The sequence below is a fragment of the Streptomyces parvus genome, from assembly GCF_032121415.1.
GTDB classification, from domain to species: Bacteria; Actinomycetota; Actinomycetes; order Streptomycetales; family Streptomycetaceae; genus Streptomyces; species Streptomyces globisporus_A.
Genome location: NZ_CP135079.1, coordinates 745,821 through 768,214, shown reverse-complemented (window position 1 = coordinate 768,214; position 22,394 = coordinate 745,821). Strand labels below are relative to the sequence as shown.

Here is a 22,394-nt window from a genome sequence, read left to right as displayed (position 1 = left end):
CCGACCCGCACCCCCCGCCGCATCACCCCCGCTCACCGAACGACGAGAGTCCGCCGCCATGTACGAGTTGTCCCGGGTCCGCCTCTACTCCATCGGGCCTGCCGGTGCGCGCTACGCCGACACCGTCCTCGACCTGCGCGGCGTCGGGGCACCCGTCCCCAACCCAGCCCCCGCCCAGGCGGAGTTCTTCGAGGAGGAGCCGGTCGGCCCGCCCCGTCGCCCCGCGCCCGCGGGCGTCCTCTTCCTGGAGAACGGCGGCGGCAAGTCCGTCCTGCTCAAGCTGATCTTCTCGGTGATGCTCCCCGGCCACCGCAACACCCTCGGCGGGGCCAGCTCCGGCGTGCTGCGCAAGTTCCTCCTCGCCGACGACTGCGGGCACGTCGCCCTGGAGTGGCAGCACACCCTCACCGGTGAGTGTGTCGTCGTCGGCAAGGTCAGCGAGTGGCGCGGCCGCCAGGTCTCCAACGACCCGCGCAAGTTCGCCGAGGCCTGGTATTCGTTCCGCCCCGGCCCCGGGCTCAGCCTGGACAGCCTGCCCGTCGCCGAGGCCTCCGCCGTGGGCCGTCCCGCCGAAGGCGTCTCCGGGGCGCGCGGCAGGCGGCGCACCATGAAGGGCTTCCGCGACGCGCTGATGGACGCGGGCAAGTTCTACGCGCACCTCGACGTCCATTGGGAGGAGATCCACGACCGCTGGAACGAGCACCTCGGCGACCTCGGCCTCGACCCCGAACTCTTCCGCTACCAGCGCGAGATGAACGCCGACGAGGGCGAGGCCGCCGGTCTCTTCGCGGTGAAGAAGGACTCCGACTTCACCGACCTCCTGCTCCGCGCCGTCACCGACACCCGCGACACCGACGGACTCGCCGACCTGGTCAGCGGCTTCGGCAACAAACTGGGCCGCCGCGCCGAGCTGACCGCCGAACGCGACTTCACCGCCGGCTCCGTCGACCTCCTCGGCCGGATCGTCGAGGCCACCGACGCCCGTGCCCGGGCCCGCGACATCCACGCCGGGGCCGAACGACGCACCCGCACCCTGGCCCGCCGCCTCTCCGCCCGCGCCGCCGAGGAGCGCGGTCGCACCGCCGAGCTGGCCGAACGCGTCACCGCCGCCGCCCACACCGTCACCGAAGCCGAGTCCACCCGGGGCCGCCGCGCCCTGATCGCCGCCGAACTGGCCTACCGGCACGCCTCACTGGCCCTGACCGCAGCCGAGAAGAGCGCCGCCGCCGGACGCAAGGAGCTGGTCGAGGCCCGCACCCTGCACGCCGCCTGGCAGGCCGCCGAAGCAGTCCTGCGCCACCGCGCCGCCGCCGACCGCTCGGCCAGGGTCGCCGCCGCCATCCGCGAGGCCGAACGCGACGCCGCCCCCGCCCTCGCCGCCCGCTCGGCAGCCGCCACCGACCTCGTCCGCGCCCTGCACAGGGCCGCCGAGGAGGGCGAACGCCTCGCCAACGAGGAGGAGGAGCGCTCCGACACCCTCCAGGCCGCCGGCGAACGCGCCCACCGCGACGCCACGGTCGCCGCCACCGAGGCCCAGCGCGCCCGCAGCGAGGCCGGCCATCTGCGCCAGCGCCTCGCCGAGGTCGGCCAGGAGACCGCCGAAGCCGTCCGGGCCGGCTGGCTCGACGACACCGCTCCCGACGCCGACCCCGCCCGCGCGGCCCTCGCCGCCAGCGACGCCGAGCAGTCCGCCGTCGCCGCCTGGGACACCGCCCGCGAAGCCGCCCGCAGCGCCGCCGACACCGCCCGCGAGGCGGCCGCCGCCGAGAGCCGCGCCGAACTGGCCGCCGCCCGCGCCGCCGACAGGGCCAAGGCCGCGGAGCGGAGCTACGAGGACGAGTACCTGGCCGCCGCGTCGATCGCCGCCGACCCGCGCCTCGCGGACCTGCTCGGCCTGCCCTCGGGCACCGGCGTCCCGCACCCCCGCCGGGAGTCCGGCGAGGAGGCGTCGGGCCCGGACCGGGGCACCGCCCGCACCACCCCCACCGGCGACGACGCCACGACAGCCGGCCACCGCGGCGACGGCACGGGCACCGCGCCCGACGCCTCCCCGGACCGCGCCGTCGCCCTCGCCGACCAGCCCACCGCCCAGCAGCCCCTGACCGCCGAGGAGTTCGACCGCAGCGCCGACGAACTGCGCGACCTCCTCGACGAGTCCGTCGCCGCCGCCGAACGCCGCCTCTTCGACCTGCGCACCGCCGCCGCCGACGACGCCCGCATCCTCGGCGCGCTCGGCGAGGGCGGGCTGCTGCCGCCCGGCCCCGATGTCCTGGCCACCGTCGAATATCTCGGCGAGCACGGCATCCCCGCCCTGCCCGGCTGGCGCTACCTTGCGCAGGCCGTCGACCCGGCCGACCACGCCGCCGTCCTCGCCGCCCGCCCCGAACTGGTCGACGGCGTCGTCATCACCGACCCCGACGCCCACACCCGGGCCCGGGAAGTCCTCGCCGGTGCCGCGCTCCTGCCGCGCTCGGCCGTCGCCGTCGGCACCGCCGCCGCTCTCCTCGCCCCCGTCCCCGCACCCGGCACCGGCTCCGCGACCGCGAGCGACGGCGTCTTCCTCGTCCCGCCGAACCCGGCCATGCACGACGAACACGCCGCCGACGAGGAGCGCCACGCGCTGCGCAGCCGCGCCGCCGCCCGCGACGAGGACATCAGGACGCTGGCCGCCCGCCTCTCCGGCGACCGCGCCCTCGCCTCCCGCATCGGCTCCTGGCGCGCCGACTGCCCGCCCGGCATGCTCGCCGAGCTGGCCGAGGCCGCCGCCACCGCCCGTACGGCCGCCGAGAGCGCCGAAGCCGTCCTCGCCGAAGCCCGCACCGCCCGCGCCGAGGCCGACGAGGCCGCCGCCGACACCGCCCGGGTCCGCGACGAGCGTCAGGAGGCCGCACAGCGGGCCCGCCGCGCCGCCGACGCCCTGGCAGGACTCGCCCACCGGCTCCGCGAGCGCTCCGGCTGGCAGGCCCGACTGCGCGAACTCGTCGACGAAGCCGCCGAGTCCGAGGCCCGCGCCGCCGTCTGCCTCGACCTCGCCCGCGCCGCCGACGAGGACCGCCGCGCCGCCCAGCGCGCCGGGGACGACGCCCGCCGCACGGCCCGCGCCCTGCGGGCCGAGCGCGCCGAGATCGCCGGCGTCCCCGAAATCCTCCCCGAGGAGGACGAGTCGAAGGCCCGCACCGCCCTGCCCACGCTGCGCGAGGCCTACCGGGCAGCGTCCCAGCTGTACGAGAAGGTCGGCGTCGGCGCCGACCTGCGTGCCGAACAGGCCCGCGCCGAGAGCGACGAGAGCGCCGCCCTGGCCGAGCTGGACCGCCTCACCAACAAGGTCCGCACCCGCGCCGCCCAGCTCCTGGAGGGCACCGACGGAGCCGACGGCCCGTCCCGCCAGGCCGCCGCCGCCCGCGCCGAAGCACACGTCCAGCTGCTGGAGACCCGCGCTTCCACCGCCAGCGAGCACCTGGGACGGCTGCGCGGCGAGGCCGAACGGCTCGCCCCCGACGACGAACGCCCCCACCACACCGAGCTGCCGGACGACCTGGTTCCGGCCGACGCCGAAGGGGCCCAGGCCCTCCTGCGTACGGCCAACGCCGAACTGGCCGACGCCACCGCCACCCTGGACACGGCCCGCGCCGCCCACAGCGAGCTGCTGCACGCCCACCGCACCGCCGAGGACTCCGCCGGCGGCTTCGACGAGACCGCGGCCCTCCTGCGGGACCTCCTGCGCGACCACGGCGCGGAGGAGGGCACCGAGGACCCCGACCCGTACCCCGGGAGTCTGGAGGAGGCCCGGCAGTCCGCCGCCGAGTCCCGCCGCTCCCTGCGCGGCTGCAACGCCGACCTCTCGGCCGCCGAGAGCGCCGTCCGGGAAGCGAGCGACATCCTCGTCCGGCACGCCAACTCCACCCGGTACGAACAGGTCCGCACCCCCGCCCGCCAGCAGATCCGCGAACTGCCGGCCTCCGCGCTGCCCGAACACGCCCAGAAGTGGGCCGACGCCTTCGCCCCCCGGCTGCGTGTCCTCACCGACGAGCTGGTCCAGCTGGAGCGCAACCGCGACTCGATCGTCGACCGGCTGCGCGGACTCGTCGAGTCGGCGCTCACCACCCTGCGCTCCGCCCAGCGGCTCTCCCAGCTCCCCGAAGGGCTGGGGGAGTGGTCGGGTCAGGAATTCCTCCGCATCCGCTTCGAGGAACCCGACCAGGCCACCCTCACCGAACGCCTCGGCGAGGTCATCGACGAGGCCACCAGCGCCGCCCTCAAGAAGAACTCCGATCTGCGCCGGGACGGCATGTCCCTGCTGCTGCGGGGCGTCGAGGCGGCCCTGCGGCCCAAGGGCATCGCGGTGGAGATCCTGAAGCCGGACGCCGTGCTGCGCGCCGAGCGCGTCCCGGTCGGGCAGATGGGAGACGTCTTCTCCGGAGGCCAGTTGCTCACCGCCGCCATCGCCCTCTACTGCACGATGGCGGCCCTGCGCAGCAACGACCGGGGCCGCGACCGCCACCGGCACGCGGGCACCCTGTTCCTCGACAACCCGATCGGCCGCGCCAACGCCACGTATCTGCTGGAGCTCCAGCGGGCCGTGTCGGACGCGCTGGGCGTACAACTGCTGTACACGACGGGCCTGTTCGACACGACCGCGCTCGCCGAATTCCCCCTCGTCATCCGGCTGCGCAACGACGCAGACCTGAGGGCCGGGCTGAAGTACATCAGCGTGGAGGAGCATCTGCGGCCCGGTCTGCCGCAGCAGGATCCTGAGGGCGAGACGGTCCACGGCGAGATCACGGCGACCCGGATGTTCAAACGCAACGAGCAGACCACCACCGAGCCTCCGGCCACTCCGGAGCCCGAGGCGTAACCGCCGGGCCGGGAGCAGCCGACGGCGGCCCGCCGGGCCGGGAACGGTCGCCGGTCGTTCGAGCGCGGGTGGAGGCGGTTCCCGTCAGGCGCGGGAGAGGCCGCCGGTGCTCCGGCGGCCGCCTATGCCACCGCCCGTGCCGTCCCGCTCGGCCGCCCGCTCGGCACGGCGGGACCGGCGCCGCTCACGACGTATCTGACGGGCCGTACTGCTCGGCACCGACACCACGCCGTTGCGCTGGTTCCACACCTGCCGGGTGACCCAGACGTCCAGCACCGCCCAGGTGGCGACCACCGTGCTGGCCACGCTGCTGAGCACCATCGGGAAGGCCAGCCAGGAGCCGGTCAACGTGCTCAGGAAGGCGACCATCGCCTGGATGATCGTCACCGACATGATCAGAACGGCGCGCACGGCGGCCGTCCGCACCGCGTCGGGCATGCGCCGCTTCGAGGCCGGCTCCTCCACCCACAACTGCCGCGGGACCCGTGCCCCCTCCGCGGCTTCCGTCCGCGCGGCAGCCGGTGCTCCGGCGCGCCCGCGTTCCTGCGTACTCAAGGTCTTCAACTCCCCGCCACTGTCCGACTTCAGGGTGGCTGCCCGGCTTGCGCCGGTTCTACGCGGCGCAACACGTCCGTCCTGCCGCGCACGACCCCACCGTGCGCCTACCCCGTACATATGGACGAACCACCCGTCCCGAAGATTCCCCCGAAAAAGCACGCGCAGGGCACAGAAGGTCACGGAGCGAAGAATTCCAGCCAACTGATACGTGCCGGTGCCGAGGAGTCCAGCCGGTGCCCTCTGTCGCTTTCGCGAATTTCATCTCCGGGAAAACCGGGACAACTCATGATCAACTCCAGGGTGGACGGCTGAAAACCATCCGGACGTGTCTTCGAGTTGTCTCTGTGCCAGTAGTAGGCTCGCGCCGTTTATTGACGGAGAAGACAACCCCCGCTGTCGCCGTGCGGGGCCGATCTGGGGGAGGCCATGCGCTTTCGCGGGAAGTCCATCCGCAGGAAGATCGTGGCGTTGCTGCTGGTGCCGCTCGTCTCCCTCACGGGCCTCTGGGTCTTCGCCACCTACATCACCGGCCGCCAGGCCGACGACCTGATGAGCGCCGGATCCATCGTGGAGAAGGTGAGCGAACCGCTGGAGGACGCCGTCCGCGCCGTCCAGGACGAGCGACGGCAGACCCTGGTCTTCCTCGCCGACCCCCGGGCCTCCGACGCGCTCCCCGTCCTCATGGGCCAACGCGCCGCCACCGACCGCATCGTGGCCGAAGTCAGGGAGAACGCCCGGGCGCAGGACGTCCGGGATTCGCTGAGCGCCGCCGACAGCAGCCGCCTGGACGCGATCCTGAGCGCCGTCGACGGACTGGAGGCCCTGCGCGAATCGGTTGAGAAGCGCACCATCGGCCGCGCCAAGGCACTGGACTTCTACAACGGCCTGGTGGACCCCTCGTACCGCTTCCTCAACGGACTCCACACCCTGGAGAACGTGTCGATGGACAAGCAGATGCGGGCCCTGGTCGGCATCTCCCGGGCCCGGGAGATGCTCTCGCGCGAGGACGCGCTCATCGCATCCGGCCTCATCGCCGGGCGTTTCACCACCGCCGAACTGCGCCGGATATCCGGCCTCGTGGCGCAGCGCGAGCTGCTCTACGAGGTCAGCCTGGAGAACCTCCCCGCCGCCGAACGCCGCCGCGTCGAGCAGTTCTGGGGCAGCCCCGACACCGAACCGCTGCGCACCGCCGAGGACGCCCTGATCGAGGCCGGGCCGACGAAGCGCTCCGGCGCCGTCGACGCCGAGCGCTGGGAGGAGGCGGCCGTGCCCGTCCTCGACCGGCTGGCGGGCGACTCCACGGAGATGGGCAACCGTTTCCAGGACCGCGCCCAACCGGCCGCCTACCGGGTCCTCGCCCAGGCCGGGATCGCCGGAATCCTCGGCTTCCTGGCCCTGATCGTCTCGATCTTCGTCTCCGTCCGCATCGGCCGTGAACTCGTCCGCGACCTGTCCCGGCTGCGCAAGGACGCCCACGAGGTCTCCGGCGTCCGGCTGCCGAGCGTGATGCGCCGGCTGGCCGCGGGGGAACAGGTCGACGTCGAGACCGAGGCCCCGCACCTCAGTTACGAACCCGACGAGATCGGCCAGGTCGGCCAGGCGCTCAACACCCTCCAGCGGGCCGCCGTCGAGGCCGCGGTCAAGCAGGCGGACATGCGGCGCGGCGTCTCCGAGGTCTTCGTCAACCTCGCCCGCCGCAACCAGGTCCTCCTGCACCGCCAGCTCACCCTGCTGGACGCGATGGAGCGCCGCACCGAGAACAGCGACGAACTGGCCGACCTGTTCCGCCTCGACCACCTCACCACCCGTATGCGGCGGCACGCCGAAGGACTCGTGATCCTCTCCGGCGCCGCCCCCTCCCGCCAGTGGCGCAAGCCCATCCAGCTGATGGACGTGGTGCGGGCCGCCGTCGCCGAGGTCGAGGACTACGAACGCATCGAGGTCCGCCGCCTGGCCCGGATCGGCGTTGGCGGGCCCGCCGTGGCCGACCTCACCCACCTGATCGCCGAACTCCTGGAGAACGCCACCGTCTTCTCGCCTCCGCACACCGCGGTCCAGGTGCACGGCGAACGCGTCTCCAACGGCTTCACGCTCGAAATCCACGACCGGGGCCTCGGGATGGCCCCCGAGGTCCTCCTCGACGCCAACCTGCGGCTCGCCGAGACCCCCGACTTCGAGCTCTCCGACACCGACCGGCTCGGCCTCTTCGTCGTCAGCCGGCTCGCCCAGCGCCAGAACGTCCGGGTCTCCCTGCAGAAATCGCCGTACGGAGGCACCACCGCGGTCGTGTTCATCCCGGCGGCCCTGCTCACCGACGCCCCCGACACCCACGGCACCGGGTTCCGCCTGGACCGCCGGGCCGAGCGGGCGCTCGGCAGCGGCCGGAACCCCGAGACGGACCCTGGCGGTCCGGGCACCGCCCCGGGCGGGGAGCGCCGCGTCAACGGCAGGTCCGCGGTCCTGGCGCCGGTGCCCACCGGGCTCACCGGGCCGGGCGTCCTGGACGGGCCGGTCGAACTGGAAGGCCCGGTCGGCCCGCTGGACTTCGCCGGCGACCCGCTGGACGGCTCGCCGGATCCCGCTCTGGACCCGGCCCTCGGACCCGTCCTGGACGGCGTGTCCGATCTGGAGGACACCGAGAGCGAGCGCGGCGGCATCTTCCGCGCCCGGGACGTGCGCCGCGACGGCGACCGCGAGCCCCGCCGCGACAAGCCCGTCGGCCGCCCGCGCCGGGACACCGACCGGGAACAGCACCAGCAGGCCCGCGACCACGGCGACGAGCCCACGGCGGAGGTCCGCCCGATGCGCCCCGCCGGACCCGTACCGCTGCCCCGCCGCATCCCGCCGACGCTGGTCACCGACCGGGGTCGCCGGGTCGGCGCAGCGGACGACGACGCGACCACGCCACCCGCGAAGGCCACAGGACCGGTCCCGCACACCGCGGACCGCGCCCCCGAGGAGGCCGACGGGCCCCGCACCGCCGACGCACCCTGGACCGTGCGAGCCGCCACCCACCGCGGAGCAACAGGTATCTCCCGTACGCCGGACGCCCCCCGCACCACCGGGCCGTCCCGCTCGACCGAGCCGTCCCACGCACCCGAGCCACCCCGCGCGCCGGGGTCCGGGCGCGAGGAGGCCCCGGTGCCCGCCGCCCCACCGGCGCCCGACACCATCGGCGGACTGCCCCGTCGGGTCCGGCAGGCCAGCCTCGCCCGCCAGCTCCGTGAGGACTCCGCGGAGCGCACGGTGCAGCGGGCGCCCGTGGACACGGCCGACGACGCCGAGCGCGACGCGGACGAGGTGCGCGACCGCATGGCCTCGCTCCAGCGGGGCTGGCAGCGTGGCCGCCGGGAGAACGCCGAACCCGCCGAGAACACCGGGACCACCGCGTCCACCACGACCACCGAAGCCGCCGCGAACACCGGCGACCCCGGTGGCACAGCACCAGGAACCACTCCGGGAGGGGACGGTCGATGACCGCACCGAACGCCGCAGCACACAACCCCGCCCGCCACGGCTCGGGCGAACTGAACTGGCTGCTCGACGAACTCGTCCAGCGTGTCGCCAGCATCCGCAAGGCGCTGGTGCTCTCCAGCGACGGACTCGCCACCGGCGCCTCGGCGGATCTGACCCGCGAGGACAGCGAGCATCTCGCCGCCGTCGCCTCCGGGTTCCACAGCCTCGCCAAGGGCGTCGGCCACCACTTCGACGCGGGCCGGGTGCGCCAGACCGTCGTCGAGCTGGACGAGGCGTTCCTCTTCGTCACGGCGGCCGGCGACGGCAGCTGTCTCGCCGTGCTGGCCGACGCCGACTCCGACGTGGGCCAGGTCGCGTACGAGATGACACTGATGGTCAAGCGCGTGGGGGCCCATCTGGCCAACGCCCCACGGACGACCGGTATGCCCGCCGGAGGGTGAGTGTGGCGGGCATGAGCGCTGACTCCCCCCGGGGCACCGGCCCCGGATCCCCGGACGGGACCGTCGACCCCCAGGCCTCCCGGTGGTACGACGCGGACGCGGGACCGGTGGTCCGTCCGTACGCGATGACCCGGGGGCGGACCAGCAGTGCCTCCCGACACCGTCTCGACCTGATCGCGCTCGTCGTGCCGGAACCGGCCGCCGACGACCCCGGCCGGGACCAGACGCTCGCCCCCGAACACGTGGTGATCGTCGAACTCTGCAGCGACAGGCCCCAGTCGATCGCCGAGCTCGCCGCCGAACTCGACCTCCCCGTAGGGGTGGTACGGGTCCTGGTCGGCGATCTCGTCGAGGACGAGCTGGTGCACGTCACCCGTCCCGTTCCACCGGCCGAGCTGCCGGACGTGAACATTCTTCGCGAGGTAATCAATGGCCTTCGGGCGCTCTAGCCGCGTCAAGCAGCGGCCCGTCGAGCCCGTCACCCTGAAGATCCTGGTGGCGGGAGGGTTCGGCGTCGGCAAGACGACCGCGGTCGGCGCGGTCAGCGAGATCAGACCACTGCGCACCGAGGAACGCCTCAGCGAGGCGGGCCGCCCGGTCGACGATCTGGCGGGGGTCGAGTCCAAGACCACCACCACGGTCGCGATGGACTTCGGCCGGATCACGCTGCGGGAGGACCTGGTCCTCTATCTGTTCGGCACCCCGGGCCAGGACCGCTTCTGGTTCCTCTGGGACGAGCTGGCCCAGGGCTCCCTCGGCGCGGTCGTCCTCGCCGATACCCGGCGTCTGGAGGACTGCTTCGCCGCGGTCGACTACTTCGAGCGCAGGCGGATCCCGTTCACGGTCGCGGTCAACACCTTCGAGGGCGCCGAGCGGTTCCCCGCCGAGACCGTACGGACCGCCCTCGACCTCGATCCCGAGGTCCCGCTGCTCGTCTGCGACGCACGGGACCGGTCCTCCGTGCGCGACGTCCTGGTCGCGGTCGTGGAACACGCCCTGGAGCGTGCTGCACGGGCCCGCGAACCCGTCGCCACCTGAGCCGGGGGAGTGTGCCGGTCCCCGGTACGCGTACGGCCCGTACCCCCGCCGACAGGGGTACGAGCCGCACGTCGCCCGGCGCGCCGGGACCCGAGTGTTCTGCCGCGGTGACGGGCAGTCAAGTCAAAGACAGGGAAAACCTGTTGAGACGCCCCGGGGATCAGCGGACCGCCACCACCGCCGAGCCGTGCCCGAACAGCCCCTGGTTCGCCGTGACGCCGACCCGCGCGCCCGGCACCTGCCGCTGTCCGGCCCGTCCCCGCAATTGCCGGGCCAGCTCGCAGACTTGCGCGATGGCCTGGGCGGGGACCGCCTCGCCGAACGAGGCCAGTCCGCCGCTCACGTTCACCGGAACCCGGCCGCCCGGCGCGGTCGCGCCCGAGCGCAGGATCTTCGCCCCCTCGCCCGGACCGCACAGCCCGAGGTCCTCGTACCACTCCAACTTTAGTGCCGTGGACAGGTCGTACACCTCGGCCAGTGAGAGATCCTCCGGCCCGATCCCCGCCTCCTCGTACGCGGTCCGCGCGATCGAGGCCCGGAAGCTCTCGCGCGACGGGTCCACGGCCACCGCCGAGTCCGTGCCGATGTCCGGCAGGTCCAGGACGCTCCTCGGGAAGGTCGGCGTCACGGTGGACACGGCCCGGATCCGCACCGGATCACGCACCCCCCGCCGCCGCGCGAACTCCCTGCTGCACAGCACCAGCGCGGCGGCCCCGTCGGACGTGGCGCAGATGTCCAGCAGCCGCAGCGGATCGGCGACCACCGCGGAGGCGGCGACCTCCTCGGCCGTCACCGCGGTGCGGTAGCGGGCGTACTCGTTGAGCGCCCCGGCCGCCGCGTTCTTCACCTTGACCAGCGCGAAGTCCTCCGGGGTGTCCCCGTACAGGGCCATGCGGCGGCGGGGGTAGAGCCCGATGTACGCCGGGTTCGCCGCCCCGAGCACCCGGAAGCGCAGCCAGTCCGGATCGTCCGGCCGCTCCCCGCCCGCCGGGGGGAAGAACCCCTTGGGCGCCGCGTCGGCCCCCACCACCAGCACCACGTCCGCCGACCCGACAGGATCTGCGCCTGCGCCGTGTCGATGGCGTGCGCCCCGGAAGCGCACGCGGCGTACACGGACGCCACCCGCGCCCCCTGCCACCCGAGCGCCCGCGCGAACGTCGCCCCCGCCACGTACCCCGGATAGCCCCCGCGCGCCGTCTGCGCACCGACCACCGACCGGACTTCGGGCCAGCCGACGCCCGCATCCGCGAGGGCTGCCTGCGCGGCCGTCCGGCCGTACGTGGTGAAGCCGCGCCCCCACTTGCCCCACGGGTGCACCCGGCCCCGAGGACCGCCACGTCGCCGGCCCTTCCGCCGCTCAGTCCCCGGCCTCCGTCGCCGCGACGGGCCGCCAGTGCCACGCCGTGTGCACGGTGCCCGTCGCCCGGTCCTCGTCCAGGACGCCCGGCACCACCTCCGCCACCGAGCCCACGGGGAGATCGCGCACGCCCACCCCGGGGCGGCCTGCCCCAGCACCACCATGCGCTCGGCGGCCAGCTCGACGGCGACCAGCGTGTACGGAGTCCAGGGGGGAGTCGGGGTCGCTGACGTACGGGGGAGGCGGCCGGTAGCACCCGTCGGTGCAGGACCACACCGTGCCCCGCTTCGACAGCGGCGTTTCCTCCAACTCCCCTTTGGAGCAGCCCGGGTTGCGGCAGTGGCCGTCCTCCCGGGGGAAGCGGACCGTCCGGCAGCCGGAGCAGCGGGTGCCCAGCAGCCGGAAGTCCTCCTCGGTGGCGTCCTCGGTGAACCAACCGGCCACCACGGGTGTACGCGTACGCGACAGGGCCCCTCCCGGCGCTGGACCTGACGGAACGTCAGAAGTGTGTCACGGGCGCCGCCGCCCGGCGAGGGGTCCGGCCCCGGGCTCAGTCGCCCTTTTCGTCCTCCCCGTGCTCGGCCAGCCACTTCGACGCGGTCTCCGCCAGCTCCGCGTCCCGGCCCGCGAGCATCGTCCGGATCATCTGTGCGTCCCCGCGCAGCGACCACACCGGATGCCCGAACGTCGCCGGGTTGTTCTTCTCGATCAGGAAGTGCGCGGGCCACGCCGTGCCGTACCCGATCAGCGGCAGGGCCGCCAGATAGCGTTTCCGGCCCCGCGCCAGCCCGTATGCGGTCAGCGCGAGCCCGGTCAGCGTGCCGGTCAGATGGACCCAGCGGGTGGCGGCCCGGGAGTGCATCGCGACGTAGTACGGCCAGAATTCCTCGTACGTATCGAACGTCTGCTGTGACATACGGGCACCGTAGTCGCCCGATCGGCAACCGAACACGCCCCTTTCGCGTCCGAGATGAAGAACGGGCGGTCGGAGCCCACGGGGGTGGTCCCGGTCGCCCGTTCCGTTCAGGGCCTGCCCACCGACCTGCGATCCACCGGGAAGTCGAAGTAGCTGTCCGGGAACGGCTCCGGCTTGAAGGTGAAGTGCCACCACTCCTCGGGGAGGTTCACGAACCCCACCTCGGTCAGCGTCCGCTTCAGGAACTGCCGGTTGGCGCGCTGAGCCCCCTGGATCCGGGGATCATCGGTGTGGGAGAGGGTGTCGAAGCAGTCGTAACCCGTGCCCATGTCCACCGAGTTGTCGGGGAACCGCTCGTCCTTCGGCGCGAAGCAGGGGGTCAGCCGCTCACCCGGACGGTACGGCCTGGCCGGCAGGGCCGGGAGGCGGACCAGGGTCAGGTCCACCGTGCTGCCCCGGCTGTGCCCGGACTTCTCCGCGATGTAACCGTCCGCGAAAAGGCGCGACTTGTCGACCAGCGGATAGAACTCCCCCTTCATCGACTGGTCGTCGAGGTCCTTCGCCCACCGCACGAAGTGGTCCACGGCCCGCTGCGGCCGGTAGCAGTCGTACACCTTCAGCGAATACCCCTGACGCAACAGCCGTTTCTGCGCCAGGTGAAGGGCGCGCGCGGCGGGCCGGGTCAGGATGCACACCGGCTGCCGGTACCCGTCCACCCGCTCACCCAGGAAGGTGTGCGCCGTGGTGTAGCGCATCTCCTGGATGATCGTCGGATCCACCGAACGCAGCGCCACGAACTCCTCGGGCGCTCGCGGTTCGGGACGCGCCTGCGCCGTGGGGGAGAGGGCGGTGGCGGCGAGGAGGGCGGCGGCCGTGACGGCCGGAGCACGCAGAGCGGTACGCATTCCTGTCATGGGCACACCGTCTATCAGCTGGGCGGCCCGCGCGGAAGAACCCGTCCGGTACAGTCCGCCCGTGTCCGAACCCGGCAACCGCCCTTCCCCGCCCGCCCCGCAGCAGTCGCCGCCCCGGTACGTGCGGGACTCCCACTGCGGCACCTGCGGCGCCCCGTACGCCGCCCTCCCCTCCGCCGACGCCTGGCCCCGCACCTGCGCGCACTGCACCACCACCGCCTACCGCAACCCGCTCCCCGTCGCGGTGGCCCTGCTCCCGGTCGACGGCCCGAGCGCCACCGGACTCGTCGTCATCACCCGCACCATCGAGCCGCAGAAGGGCGGCGCGGCCCTGCCCGGCGGATTCATCGACCACGCCGAGGACTGGCGTACGGCGGTGGTCCGCGAACTCCGCGAGGAGACCGGCGTCGAGGCCGCCGCCCAGGACGTCCGGCTCGCCGACGTCCTCAGTGACACGGCCGGCCACCTCCTGGTCTTCGGCCTCCTCCCGGCCCGCCCCCTCGCGAGCCTCCCGCCCTCGACCCCGACCGACGAGACATCCGGCTACGAGATCCTGTACGGCCCCCGCCCTCTGGCCTTCCCCCTGCACACGGAGGCGGCCGACGCGTGGTTCGGGGGCCGCCTCGGCTGAGCGCCCGGGCGTCCCGCCCCACGGCTCCCGGACCTGAGCCCCGGCCCCGGACCGGGGCCATGACCCGAGGCCCGCGCCGGGCCCGCACGGACGGCGCCCCAGGCTGGAGGGCCCATCCGCCCCGGCCTCGGCCCGGGGAGGGCTTGAGGTCCACGGGGCACGACACGACTCAGGCCCTAGGACCCGTCCGCCACCCCCCGCACCCGCACCCGGCAGTCGACCTCACCCTCCCCACCGTCCCGCTCCACCACCACGCGGTCGCCCTCCCATCGCGTCGCGTACCGCTCGACCTCCGCCCCCGCCCACCCGTCCCCCGCGTCCCGCATCACCAGGCCCCCGCCCGTACGCCCGGGCGCGGGCGCCCAGACCTCCAGCTCCGGTTCGCCGGCCGCGTCCCGTACCGGAATCACCGCGCCCGCCCGCGCCAGCACCGGCACCCCCGACAGCGGGGCGTCGACCAGCACCTGGCCCGGCCCCTCGTACGCCTGCCCGGTCGCCGTGTCGTACCACCGCCCCCTCGGCAGCCGCACCGCCCGCCGCCGTACCCCCGGCTCCAGCACCGGAGCCACCAGCAGCGCATCGCCCAGCAGGAACGCGTCCTCGCACTCCCGCAGCGCCCGGTCGCCGGGCGCACCCCACCACACCGGCCGTACATAGGGCGCGCCCGTCAGCCGCGCCACATGCGACAGCGACACGAAGTAGGGGTGCAGCCGCTCCCGCTCCACCAGCGCCGCCCGCGCGTGCTCCAGCACCTCGGGCCCGAACTCCCACGGCTCCCGCCGCCCGGCGTCGATGGCCGAGTGCGTACGGAACAACGGCAGATACGCCCCCAGTTGGAACCACCGCAGATACAGCTCGGGCGACGGGAACCCGTCGAACCCGCCCACGTCCGGACCCGAGTACGGCACCCCGCACAGGCCGAGCCCCAGGACCAGCGACAACGACGCCCGCAGCCCCGGCCACCCCGTCGACACATCACCGGACCGGGTGCCCCCATACTTCTGCATCCCCGCCCAGCCCGACCGGGAGAAGAGGAACGGCCGCTCCTCGGGACGCAGCCGGAGCAGCCCCTCGTACCCGGCCCGCGCCATCGCCAGCGCGTACACGTTGTGCGCCTCGCGATGGTCGCCCCCGGCGCCCTCCAGGACGTGCCGGGCCGAACGCGGCAGCGACGGATCCCCGAACGCCGCGAAGGAGACCGGCTCGTTCATGTCGTGCCAGACCCCCGAGAAGCCCAGCGCAAGCCGCTCCGCGTACAGAGATCCCCACCAATCCCGCACAACCGGATCGGTGAAGTCCGGATAGACGCAGGCCCCCGGCCACGCCTCCCCGACCACCACCCGCCCCCGCGCGTCCCGGACGTACGCACCGCGCTCACCGACCTCCCGGCCCGCGTCGAATACCGCGTCCCCCGGCTCCGCCTTCACCGCCGGATCCACGACCGACACCAGCCGCACCCCGTCCTCGCGCAACTCCTTCGCCAGCGCGGGCAGATCGGGGAACCGCTCCCGGTCCACCGTGAACACCCGGTGCCCGTCGTAGTGGTCGATGTCCAGATGGAGCACGGACAGCGGCAGCCCCCGCTCCCGGTACCCCTCGACGACCCGCCGCACCCCCTCCTGACCGCCGAACCCCCACCGGGCGTGCTGCGGCCCCAGCGCCCAGGAGGGCGGCAACACCGGCGCGCCCGTCAGCGCCGTCCACCCCTGGAGCACCCGGGCCGGCGTTCCCACCACCACCCAGCAGCGCAGCGGCCCGCCCTCCATCCGCACCTCGCAGGCGCCCGGCCGGTCATGCCCCGAACCGGCGCCCTCCCCGCCCTCCCGCAACACCACCCGGCCCGCCCAGCTGTTGTCGTGGAACGCCAGATGCGTCCCCGCGTCCGACACCACCACCTGCACCGGCATCGTCAGATACAGCGGATCGTCCCCGGGACCGAAACGCCCGCCGGGATCGGTGTTCCACAGCCGGTACGCCCCGTCCCGCAACCGGGGCCCGCCCGCACGCCCGCCGAGCCCGAAGAACCGCGCGTCCGCCGGCACCTCCGAACGCTGCACCCACCGCACCGGCCCCCCGCCCACCGGCTCCCACCAGCGCGGCGGCAGCTCACGCCGCAACAGCACCCCGCCCGGCGTCCGCAGCTCCACCGCCCCGGTCCGCGACACCACCACCGTCAGCCGCTCCGCGACCACCTGCCAGCCGCCGTCCTTGCCCGGCTCCAGCACCGCCCGCTCGTCCGGGGCGGGAGCCTCGCCCGCCACGGCGTACGACGGCAGCGGATCCGCCCCGTCCCACGCCCAGAACACCGCACCGCCCACCGACACACGGATGCGCAGGTCCGAACGGGCGAACCGCACCACGCCCCCGCCGGGACCCGGCTCCGCACCCGTCGCCGCACCGGGCACCCGGGCCCGCTCCGCCCCGCGCGCCGGCAGCGCCGCCGCATCCGCGGCCCTGCGCCGCCACGCCGAACGCACCGTGCGCAGCCCCCGCACCGAACCGACCAACCTCACCCGGCGCACCAGGTCACGACCGTCCATGGCGCACACCCTGCCACCCCGCCCGACCGGCAGAACCTTCCGTTCAACTCCCGTTCACCCAGGTCGGCCGCCGCTCCCCGGCATCCCCGGGAGCGGGGCCACCCTGGTGCCGAAGACGATCACATGGCATCGTCCGTGTCAGCCGCTCACGCGCACACCCCAGCCCGTGCGCGCCGACGCCCACCCCGCGTACCCGTACAGCCAGGGAGCAGCCCTCATGACCGCAGCCACGCCCGACGCCCCGCTCTGGCAGCCCGGCCCCGACCGCATCGAGGCCGCGGCCGTCACCCGCTTCCAGAACTGGGCCGCGACCCGGTACGGCGCCCCGGCCGACGGCGGGTACGCCGCCCTGCACCGCTGGTCCGTCGACGAGCTCGACACCTTCTGGCAGGCCGTGGCCGAGTGGTTCGACATCCGCTTCTCCACCCCGTACGAGAGCGTCCTCGGCGACCGCGCGATGCCCGGCGCCACCTGGTTCCCCGGCTCCACCCTCAACTACGCCGAACACGCCCTGCGTACCGCCGAGGACCCGGCCCGCGCCGACACCCCCGCCCTGCTGTACGTCGACGAGACCCACACCCAGGCCCCCATCACCTGGGCCGAACTCCGCCGCCAGGTCGGCGCCCTGGCCGCCGAGCTGCGCGCCCTCGGCGTCGCCCCCGGCGACCGCGTCAGCGGCTACCTCCCCAACATCCCCCAGGCCGTCATCGCCTTCCTCGCCACCGCTGCCGTCGGCGGAGTCTGGACCTCCTGCGCCCCCGACTTCGGCGCCCGCAGCGTCCTCGACCGCTTCCAGCAGATCGAACCCGTCGTCCTGTTCACCGTCGACGGCTACCGCTACGGCGGCAAGGAGCACGACCGCACCGGGACCGTCGCCGAGCTGCGCCGCGAACTGCCCACCCTGCGCGCCGTCGTCCACATCCCGCTGCTCGGCACGGACGCCCCCGAAGGCACCCTCGCCTGGGCCGCCCTCACCTCCGCCGACACCGAACCGGTCTTCGAACAGGTCCCCTTCGACCACCCGCTCTGGGTCCTCTACTCCTCCGGCACCACCGGCCTGCCCAAGGCCATCGTCCAGTCCCAGGGCGGCATCCTGCTCGAACACTTCAAGCAGCTCGGCCTGCACTGCGACCTCGGCCCCGAGGACCGCTTCTTCTGGTACACCTCCACCGGCTGGATGATGTGGAACTTCCTCGTCTCCGGCCTCCTCACCGGCACCACCGTCGTCCTGTACGACGGCAGCCCCGGCTACCCGGACGTCAGCGCCCAGTGGCGGGTCGCCGAACAGACCGGCGCCACCCTCTACGGCACCTCCGCCGCGTACGTCATGGCCTGCCGCAAGGCGGACATCCACCCGGGCCGCGACTTCGACCTCTCCCGCGTCCAGTGCGTCGCCACCACCGGCTCCCCGCTCCCGCCCGACGGCTTCCGCTGGCTCCACGACGAGGTCGCCGAGGACCTCTGGATCGCCTCCGTCAGCGGCGGCACCGACGTCTGCTCCTGTTTCGCCGGAGCCGTCCCCACCCTCCCGGTCCACATCGGCGAACTCCAGGCCCCGTGCCTGGGCACCGACCTCCAGTCCTGGGACCCGGCGGGCAAGCCCCTGATCAACGAGGTCGGCGAACTGGTCGTGACCAACCCGCTGCCGTCCATGCCGATCCGCTTCTGGAACGACCCCGACGGCAGCCGCTACCACGACAGCTACTTCGACATGTACCCGGGCGTCTGGCGCCACGGCGACTGGATCACTATCACCGACCACGGTTCGGTGATCATCCACGGCCGCTCCGACTCCACCCTGAACCGCCAGGGCGTCCGCATGGGCTCCGCCGACATCTACGAAGCCGTCGAACGGCTCCCCGAGATCCGCGAATCCCTCGTCATCGGCCTCGAAGAACCCGACGGCGGCTACTGGATGCCGCTCTTCGTCCACCTCACCGAAGGCGCCACCCTCGACGACGACCTGCGCGCGGCGATCAAGCAGACCATCCGCGACAACCTCTCCCCGCGCCATGTCCCGGACGAGGTCATCGAGGTCCCCGCCATCCCGCACACCCTCACCGGCAAGCGCATCGAGGTTCCGGTCAAGCGCCTGCTCCAGGGCGCCGAGCTGGCCACAGCGGTCAACCCGGGCTCCGTCGACAACCTCGACCTCCTCCACTTCTACGCCGACCTGGCGGCGAGGCGCCGCGCGTAACGCCACTGTCAGTCCCCCTGATTACGCTGAGTGAGCAAGGATTCACCGCGCACAGGGGGACACATGGCGCAGACCGACAACACCAAACGCAGCCCGAAGCACAGCCCGACGCACCGCAAGAACCGCGGCAGGAGGCACGGCACCCCGCACACCACCACCCTGCGCCGCACGCTGCGCCGCGAAGCACCCAGTACCGTCGGCCTCCTCGTCGACGCCCAGGACTTCGCGGCGATGCGGCGCTACGGCACCTTTCCCTTCGACGACCACACCGTCTACCTCCAACAGGTCGAGGCCCTCCTCAAAGCGCTCACGGCCCAGGGAGTGCACACCACCGTCGCCCTCTTCGACCCGGAGGACTACGAGGAGTTCTGCGCCGAGTCGGGCCTCGACGCCGACACGGGGGCGAGCCGCAGCCGCTTCACCGCGGAGATCGCCGCCGCCGGAGCCACGGTCGCCTACACCGGCCAGGGCATCGACGACCTCATCCCCGTCCTCGTCTCCCGCGCGGTCCGCCAGGCCACCTGGGAGTACGCCACTCTCCTCCTCGCCGACCTCGGCACCTGCGCCGACTGCGGCCAGGACATCGGACGCGCGGCCTTCGACCGCGCCTCGCACCTCCTGATGCGGCTGCTGGAGACGGCGGGAGTGGGCACCCACCACCTCGTGTGCAGCGTCCCGACGGACAACGACCAGCTCCTGGCCGTGCTCCACACCCGCCGCGACACCACAGGACCGGCCCGCCTCGACAGCGCGGAGGGCGCCGAGTTCGCCACCGTCCTCGCGGTGGCCGTCGCCCTGGAATCGCGCGGGGGAGTGGTGCTGCGCACCAGCGCCCCCGACAGCCCGGACCGCGTCCACGGCTGGCGCCTGGCCCACGGCGCCCTGGCCCCGCTCACCGCCGGCGAGGTCTTCAACGCCTACTGCACGGACGCGGACACCGGAGAGCCCGTCTCCCCGGAATCCGGCGTCGAGTACTGCGCGGGATTCGACATCGGAGCCGAGCCACCGGAAACGCACCACTGACACCGACTGGAACATCGACAACGACAGAACGACAAAGGGGAGGGGCCTCCCGCCGACGACGGAAGGCCCCTCCCTCGAGAACCGTTGCTGCTACTCGCCCACTGCCTACTCGCCCGAGAGAACGGCCTGCGCCGCGCTGCGCGCCTCGTCTGCCGAGTCGGCCGACCGAGCGGCGTTCGCCGCCCGCTCGCACTGCGCCAGCGTGTACTTGGCCAGCGTGGCCCGCACATAAGGAATCGACGCCGCACCCATGGAGAGCGAGGTGACACCCAGACCCGTCAGCACACAGGCCAGTAGCGGATCGGCTGCGGCCTCTCCGCAGACACCGCAGCTCTTGCCCTCGGCACGAGCGGCTTCGGCCGACAGCGCCACGAGATCCAGCAGCGCCGGCTGCCACGGGTCCTGGAGCCGCGACACCGCGCCCACCTGACGGTCCGCCGCGAAGGTGTACTGCGCCAGGTCGTTGGTGCCCAGCGACAGGAACTCCACCTCTTGGAGGATCGACCGGGCCCGCAGAGCGGCCGACGGAATCTCCACCATCGCGCCGAACTTCGCCTGCAGCCCGGCGTCACGGCACGCGTCCGCGAACGCCTTGGCGTCGGTGCGGTCGGCCACCATGGGGGCCATGACCTCCAGGTACACCGGCAGCCCCTCGGCGGCCTTCGCCAGCGCGGTCAGCTGGGTACGCAGCACCTCGGGGTGGTCCAGCAGGCTCCGCAGCCCACGGACGCCGAGCGCCGGGTTCGGCTCGTCGGCCGGCGTCAGGAAGTCCAGCGGCTTGTCGGCGCCGGCGTCGAGAACGCGCACGACGACACGCCCCTCTGGGAACGCCTCCAGCACCGCACGGTAGGCCGCGACCTGCTTCTCCTCGGAAGGAGCCTGCTTGCTGTCGTCCAGGAACAGGAACTCGGTACGGAACAGCCCGACACCCTCGGCCCCGGCCTCGACCGCGGCGGGCACATCGCCCGGACCGCCGACATTGGCGAGCAGCGGCACCTTGTGCCCGTCCGACGTGGCACCGGGACCGGTCGAGGCGGACAGCGCGGCCTTACGAGCGGCAGCGGCGGCCTCCATCTCGGCCCGCTTCTCCGCACTCGGGTCGACGAAGATCTCGCCCGTGCTGCCGTCCACCGCGACGACCGTGCCTTCGGCCAGCTCACCGGCGCCGGGGAGCGCCACCACGGCCGGAACGCCGAGCGCCCGCGCCAGGATCGCGCTGTGGCTGGTCGGCCCGCCCTCCTCGGTGACGAAGCCGAGCACCAGCGTCGGGTCGAGGAGCGCGGTGTCGGCCGGCGCCAGGTCCCGAGCGATCAGCACATACGGCTCGTCGCTGTCCGGCACGCCGGGCATCGGCACTCCGAGCAGCCGCGCCACGATCCGGTTCCGTACGTCGTCGAGGTCCGCGACCCGCCCCGCCAGGTACTCCCCGGCGTTGGCCAGCAACGCCCGGTACGCGGCGAACGCGTCGTACACGGCACGCTCGGCGGTGCTGCCCACGGCGATACGCCGATCGACATCGGACATCAGCTCGGGGTCCTGAGCCATCATGGCCTGCGCCTCGAGCACGTGCTGTGCCTCACCGCCGGCCAGATTGCCGCGCGCGACCAGGTCGGCCGCCACGGCTTCCACCGCCTGCCGGGCACGCCCCTGTTCGCGCTCGGCCTCCTCGGCGGGAATCGATTTGGCGGGCGGCTCCAGCACCGCCGTACCCATGTGCCGAACCTCGCCGATGGCCACACCGTGGCTCACGCCGACGCCTCGCAGCGTTGTCTCCATTTCACCCGTCTCCGGTTGTGCGGCGACCGAGTCGCCGCGGTGGTTGTGCACTGGCTGGTGACTGCGCCCGAGGCGCTACTGCCAGCCGAACAGCGGATCGCCGATCTTCACGTCTCCGTCCTCACGGACCTCGGAGAGCGATTCGGCGGTGGCCTCCAGGGCCACGATCGGGCAGATGGGTGACTTGCCGGCGGCCTCGACGGCGACCGGGTCCCAGCGCACGATGCCCTGACCCCGGGTCACGGTGTCCCCCTTGTTCACGAGAAGCTCGAAGCCCTCGCCGTTGAGCTGGACGGTGTCGATGCCGAGGTGCGTAAGGACCCCGTGCCCGTCGGCGTCGACGACGACGAACGCGTGGGGGTGAAGGGAGACGACGATGCCGTCGACCGGGGACACGGCCTCGGAGGGCTCACGTACGGGGTCGATGGCGGTGCCGGGACCGACCATCGCGCCGGAGAAGACCGGGTCGGGAACCGCGGTGAGTCCGATGGCGCGTCCAGCAAGAGGGGACGTCACGTTGGTCATGGGGAGCCTCCCAGGGGGTGGAGATTCAGGTGTCGCCGCCGCGACTGATGGGGGACGGCGTACTGCTCAGCAGAGTAAGTCATATGAAGTCCCGGTTCCGCCCGAGACCTACCGCTTGGCGGACCTAGGGGTGCACCAGAAACGATT

General features: G+C 73.5%; 14 protein-coding genes and 2 pseudogenes. 8 read left to right on the top strand and 8 right to left on the bottom strand.

Features of this window, described 5'->3' with window-relative positions; translation table 11 throughout:
- Positions 1 to 58: 58 nt before the first annotated feature.
- Positions 59 to 4,855: a coiled-coil domain-containing protein gene (locus tag RNL97_RS04490; protein ID WP_313750402.1), complete on the top strand. Its 4,797-nt coding sequence runs from the start codon at positions 59 to 61 to the stop codon at positions 4,853 to 4,855.
- A gap of 84 nt (positions 4,856 to 4,939) precedes the next feature.
- On the opposite strand, the gene RNL97_RS04485 is transcribed toward RNL97_RS04490, so the two are convergent.
- Positions 4,940 to 5,293: a hypothetical protein gene (locus RNL97_RS04485; protein WP_030589405.1), complete on the bottom strand. Its 354-nt coding sequence runs from the start codon at positions 5,291 to 5,293 to the stop codon at positions 4,940 to 4,942.
- Between the two features lie 546 nt (positions 5,294 to 5,839).
- Between RNL97_RS04485 and RNL97_RS04480 the strand changes: the two genes are divergently transcribed.
- Genes RNL97_RS04480 through RNL97_RS04465 form a run of 4 tightly spaced genes read left to right on the top strand, consistent with a single transcriptional unit; the run spans position 5,840 to position 10,368 of the window.
- Positions 5,840 to 8,890 carry a nitrate- and nitrite sensing domain-containing protein gene (locus RNL97_RS04480; protein WP_313750401.1) on the top strand — a complete coding sequence of 1,017 codons (3,051 nt, stop codon included), beginning with the start codon at positions 5,840 to 5,842 and terminating at the stop codon, positions 8,888 to 8,890.
- Entirely contained in the window at positions 8,887 to 9,330 is a 444-nt protein-coding gene (locus tag RNL97_RS04475) for a roadblock/LC7 domain-containing protein (protein WP_030589400.1), read from the top strand. Before RNL97_RS04480 ends, RNL97_RS04475 begins: the two co-directional genes overlap by 4 nt.
- 11 nt (positions 9,331 to 9,341) lie before the next feature.
- Positions 9,342 to 9,779 (top strand): DUF742 domain-containing protein, encoded by a 438-nt coding sequence (locus RNL97_RS04470; protein WP_030589397.1) that lies wholly within the window; start codon positions 9,342 to 9,344, stop codon positions 9,777 to 9,779.
- Complete coding sequence (locus tag RNL97_RS04465; RefSeq protein ID WP_030589394.1) at positions 9,760 to 10,368, top strand: GTP-binding protein; 609 nt, start codon at positions 9,760 to 9,762, stop codon at positions 10,366 to 10,368. Before RNL97_RS04470 ends, RNL97_RS04465 begins: the two co-directional genes overlap by 20 nt.
- Before the next feature lie 160 nt (positions 10,369 to 10,528).
- Here RNL97_RS04465 and RNL97_RS04460 read toward each other — a convergent pair.
- The 4 genes and pseudogenes from RNL97_RS04460 to RNL97_RS04445 all read right to left on the bottom strand — a co-directional run bounded on the left by RNL97_RS04460 (position 10,529) and on the right by RNL97_RS04445 (position 13,546).
- Positions 10,529 to 11,729 (bottom strand): annotated as a pseudogene (locus RNL97_RS04460) (lipid-transfer protein).
- Positions 11,726 to 12,193, bottom strand: a pseudogene (locus tag RNL97_RS04455) (Zn-ribbon domain-containing OB-fold protein). Before RNL97_RS04455 ends, RNL97_RS04460 begins: the two co-directional pseudogenes overlap by 4 nt.
- Before the next feature lie 82 nt (positions 12,194 to 12,275).
- Positions 12,276 to 12,641, bottom strand: coding sequence for an Mpo1-like protein (locus tag RNL97_RS04450; RefSeq protein ID WP_030589391.1), 366 nt, complete (start codon positions 12,639 to 12,641; stop codon positions 12,276 to 12,278).
- Positions 12,642 to 12,748: 107 nt separating this feature from the next.
- Positions 12,749 to 13,546, bottom strand: coding sequence for a M15 family metallopeptidase (locus RNL97_RS04445; RefSeq protein WP_030589388.1), 798 nt, complete (start codon positions 13,544 to 13,546; stop codon positions 12,749 to 12,751).
- 70 nt (positions 13,547 to 13,616) lie between these two features.
- Here RNL97_RS04445 and RNL97_RS04440 point away from each other — a divergent pair, with 70 nt between their 5' ends.
- A complete protein-coding gene (locus tag RNL97_RS04440) occupies positions 13,617 to 14,186 on the top strand; it encodes an NUDIX domain-containing protein (protein WP_030589386.1) in 570 nt (189 codons plus the stop codon).
- Positions 14,187 to 14,362: 176 nt separating this feature from the next.
- Here the strand turns inward: RNL97_RS04440 and RNL97_RS04435 are convergent, their stop codons facing one another.
- The gene (locus RNL97_RS04435; protein WP_313750400.1) at positions 14,363 to 16,726 is read right to left on the bottom strand and encodes a glycoside hydrolase family 31 protein; all 2,364 of its coding nucleotides are present in this window, start codon (positions 16,724 to 16,726) and stop codon (positions 14,363 to 14,365) included.
- A gap of 217 nt (positions 16,727 to 16,943) precedes the next feature.
- On the opposite strand from RNL97_RS04435, the gene RNL97_RS04430 reads away from it, so the two are divergent.
- The gene (locus tag RNL97_RS04430) at positions 16,944 to 18,923 is read left to right on the top strand and encodes an acetoacetate--CoA ligase (RefSeq protein ID WP_313750399.1); all 1,980 of its coding nucleotides are present in this window, start codon (positions 16,944 to 16,946) and stop codon (positions 18,921 to 18,923) included.
- Positions 18,924 to 18,986: 63 nt separating this feature from the next.
- A complete protein-coding gene (locus RNL97_RS04425) occupies positions 18,987 to 19,946 on the top strand; it encodes a hypothetical protein (protein WP_313750398.1) in 960 nt (319 codons plus the stop codon).
- Between the two features lie 105 nt (positions 19,947 to 20,051).
- Here RNL97_RS04425 and ptsP read toward each other — a convergent pair whose 3' ends face one another.
- Together ptsP and RNL97_RS04415 are read right to left on the bottom strand one after the other, a co-directional pair.
- A complete protein-coding gene (gene ptsP, locus RNL97_RS04420) occupies positions 20,052 to 21,722 on the bottom strand; it encodes a phosphoenolpyruvate--protein phosphotransferase (protein WP_030593706.1) in 1,671 nt (556 codons plus the stop codon).
- A gap of 75 nt (positions 21,723 to 21,797) precedes the next feature.
- Positions 21,798 to 22,247, bottom strand: coding sequence for a PTS sugar transporter subunit IIA (locus tag RNL97_RS04415; RefSeq protein ID WP_030593708.1), 450 nt, complete (start codon positions 22,245 to 22,247; stop codon positions 21,798 to 21,800).
- Positions 22,248 to 22,394 lie beyond the last annotated feature (147 nt).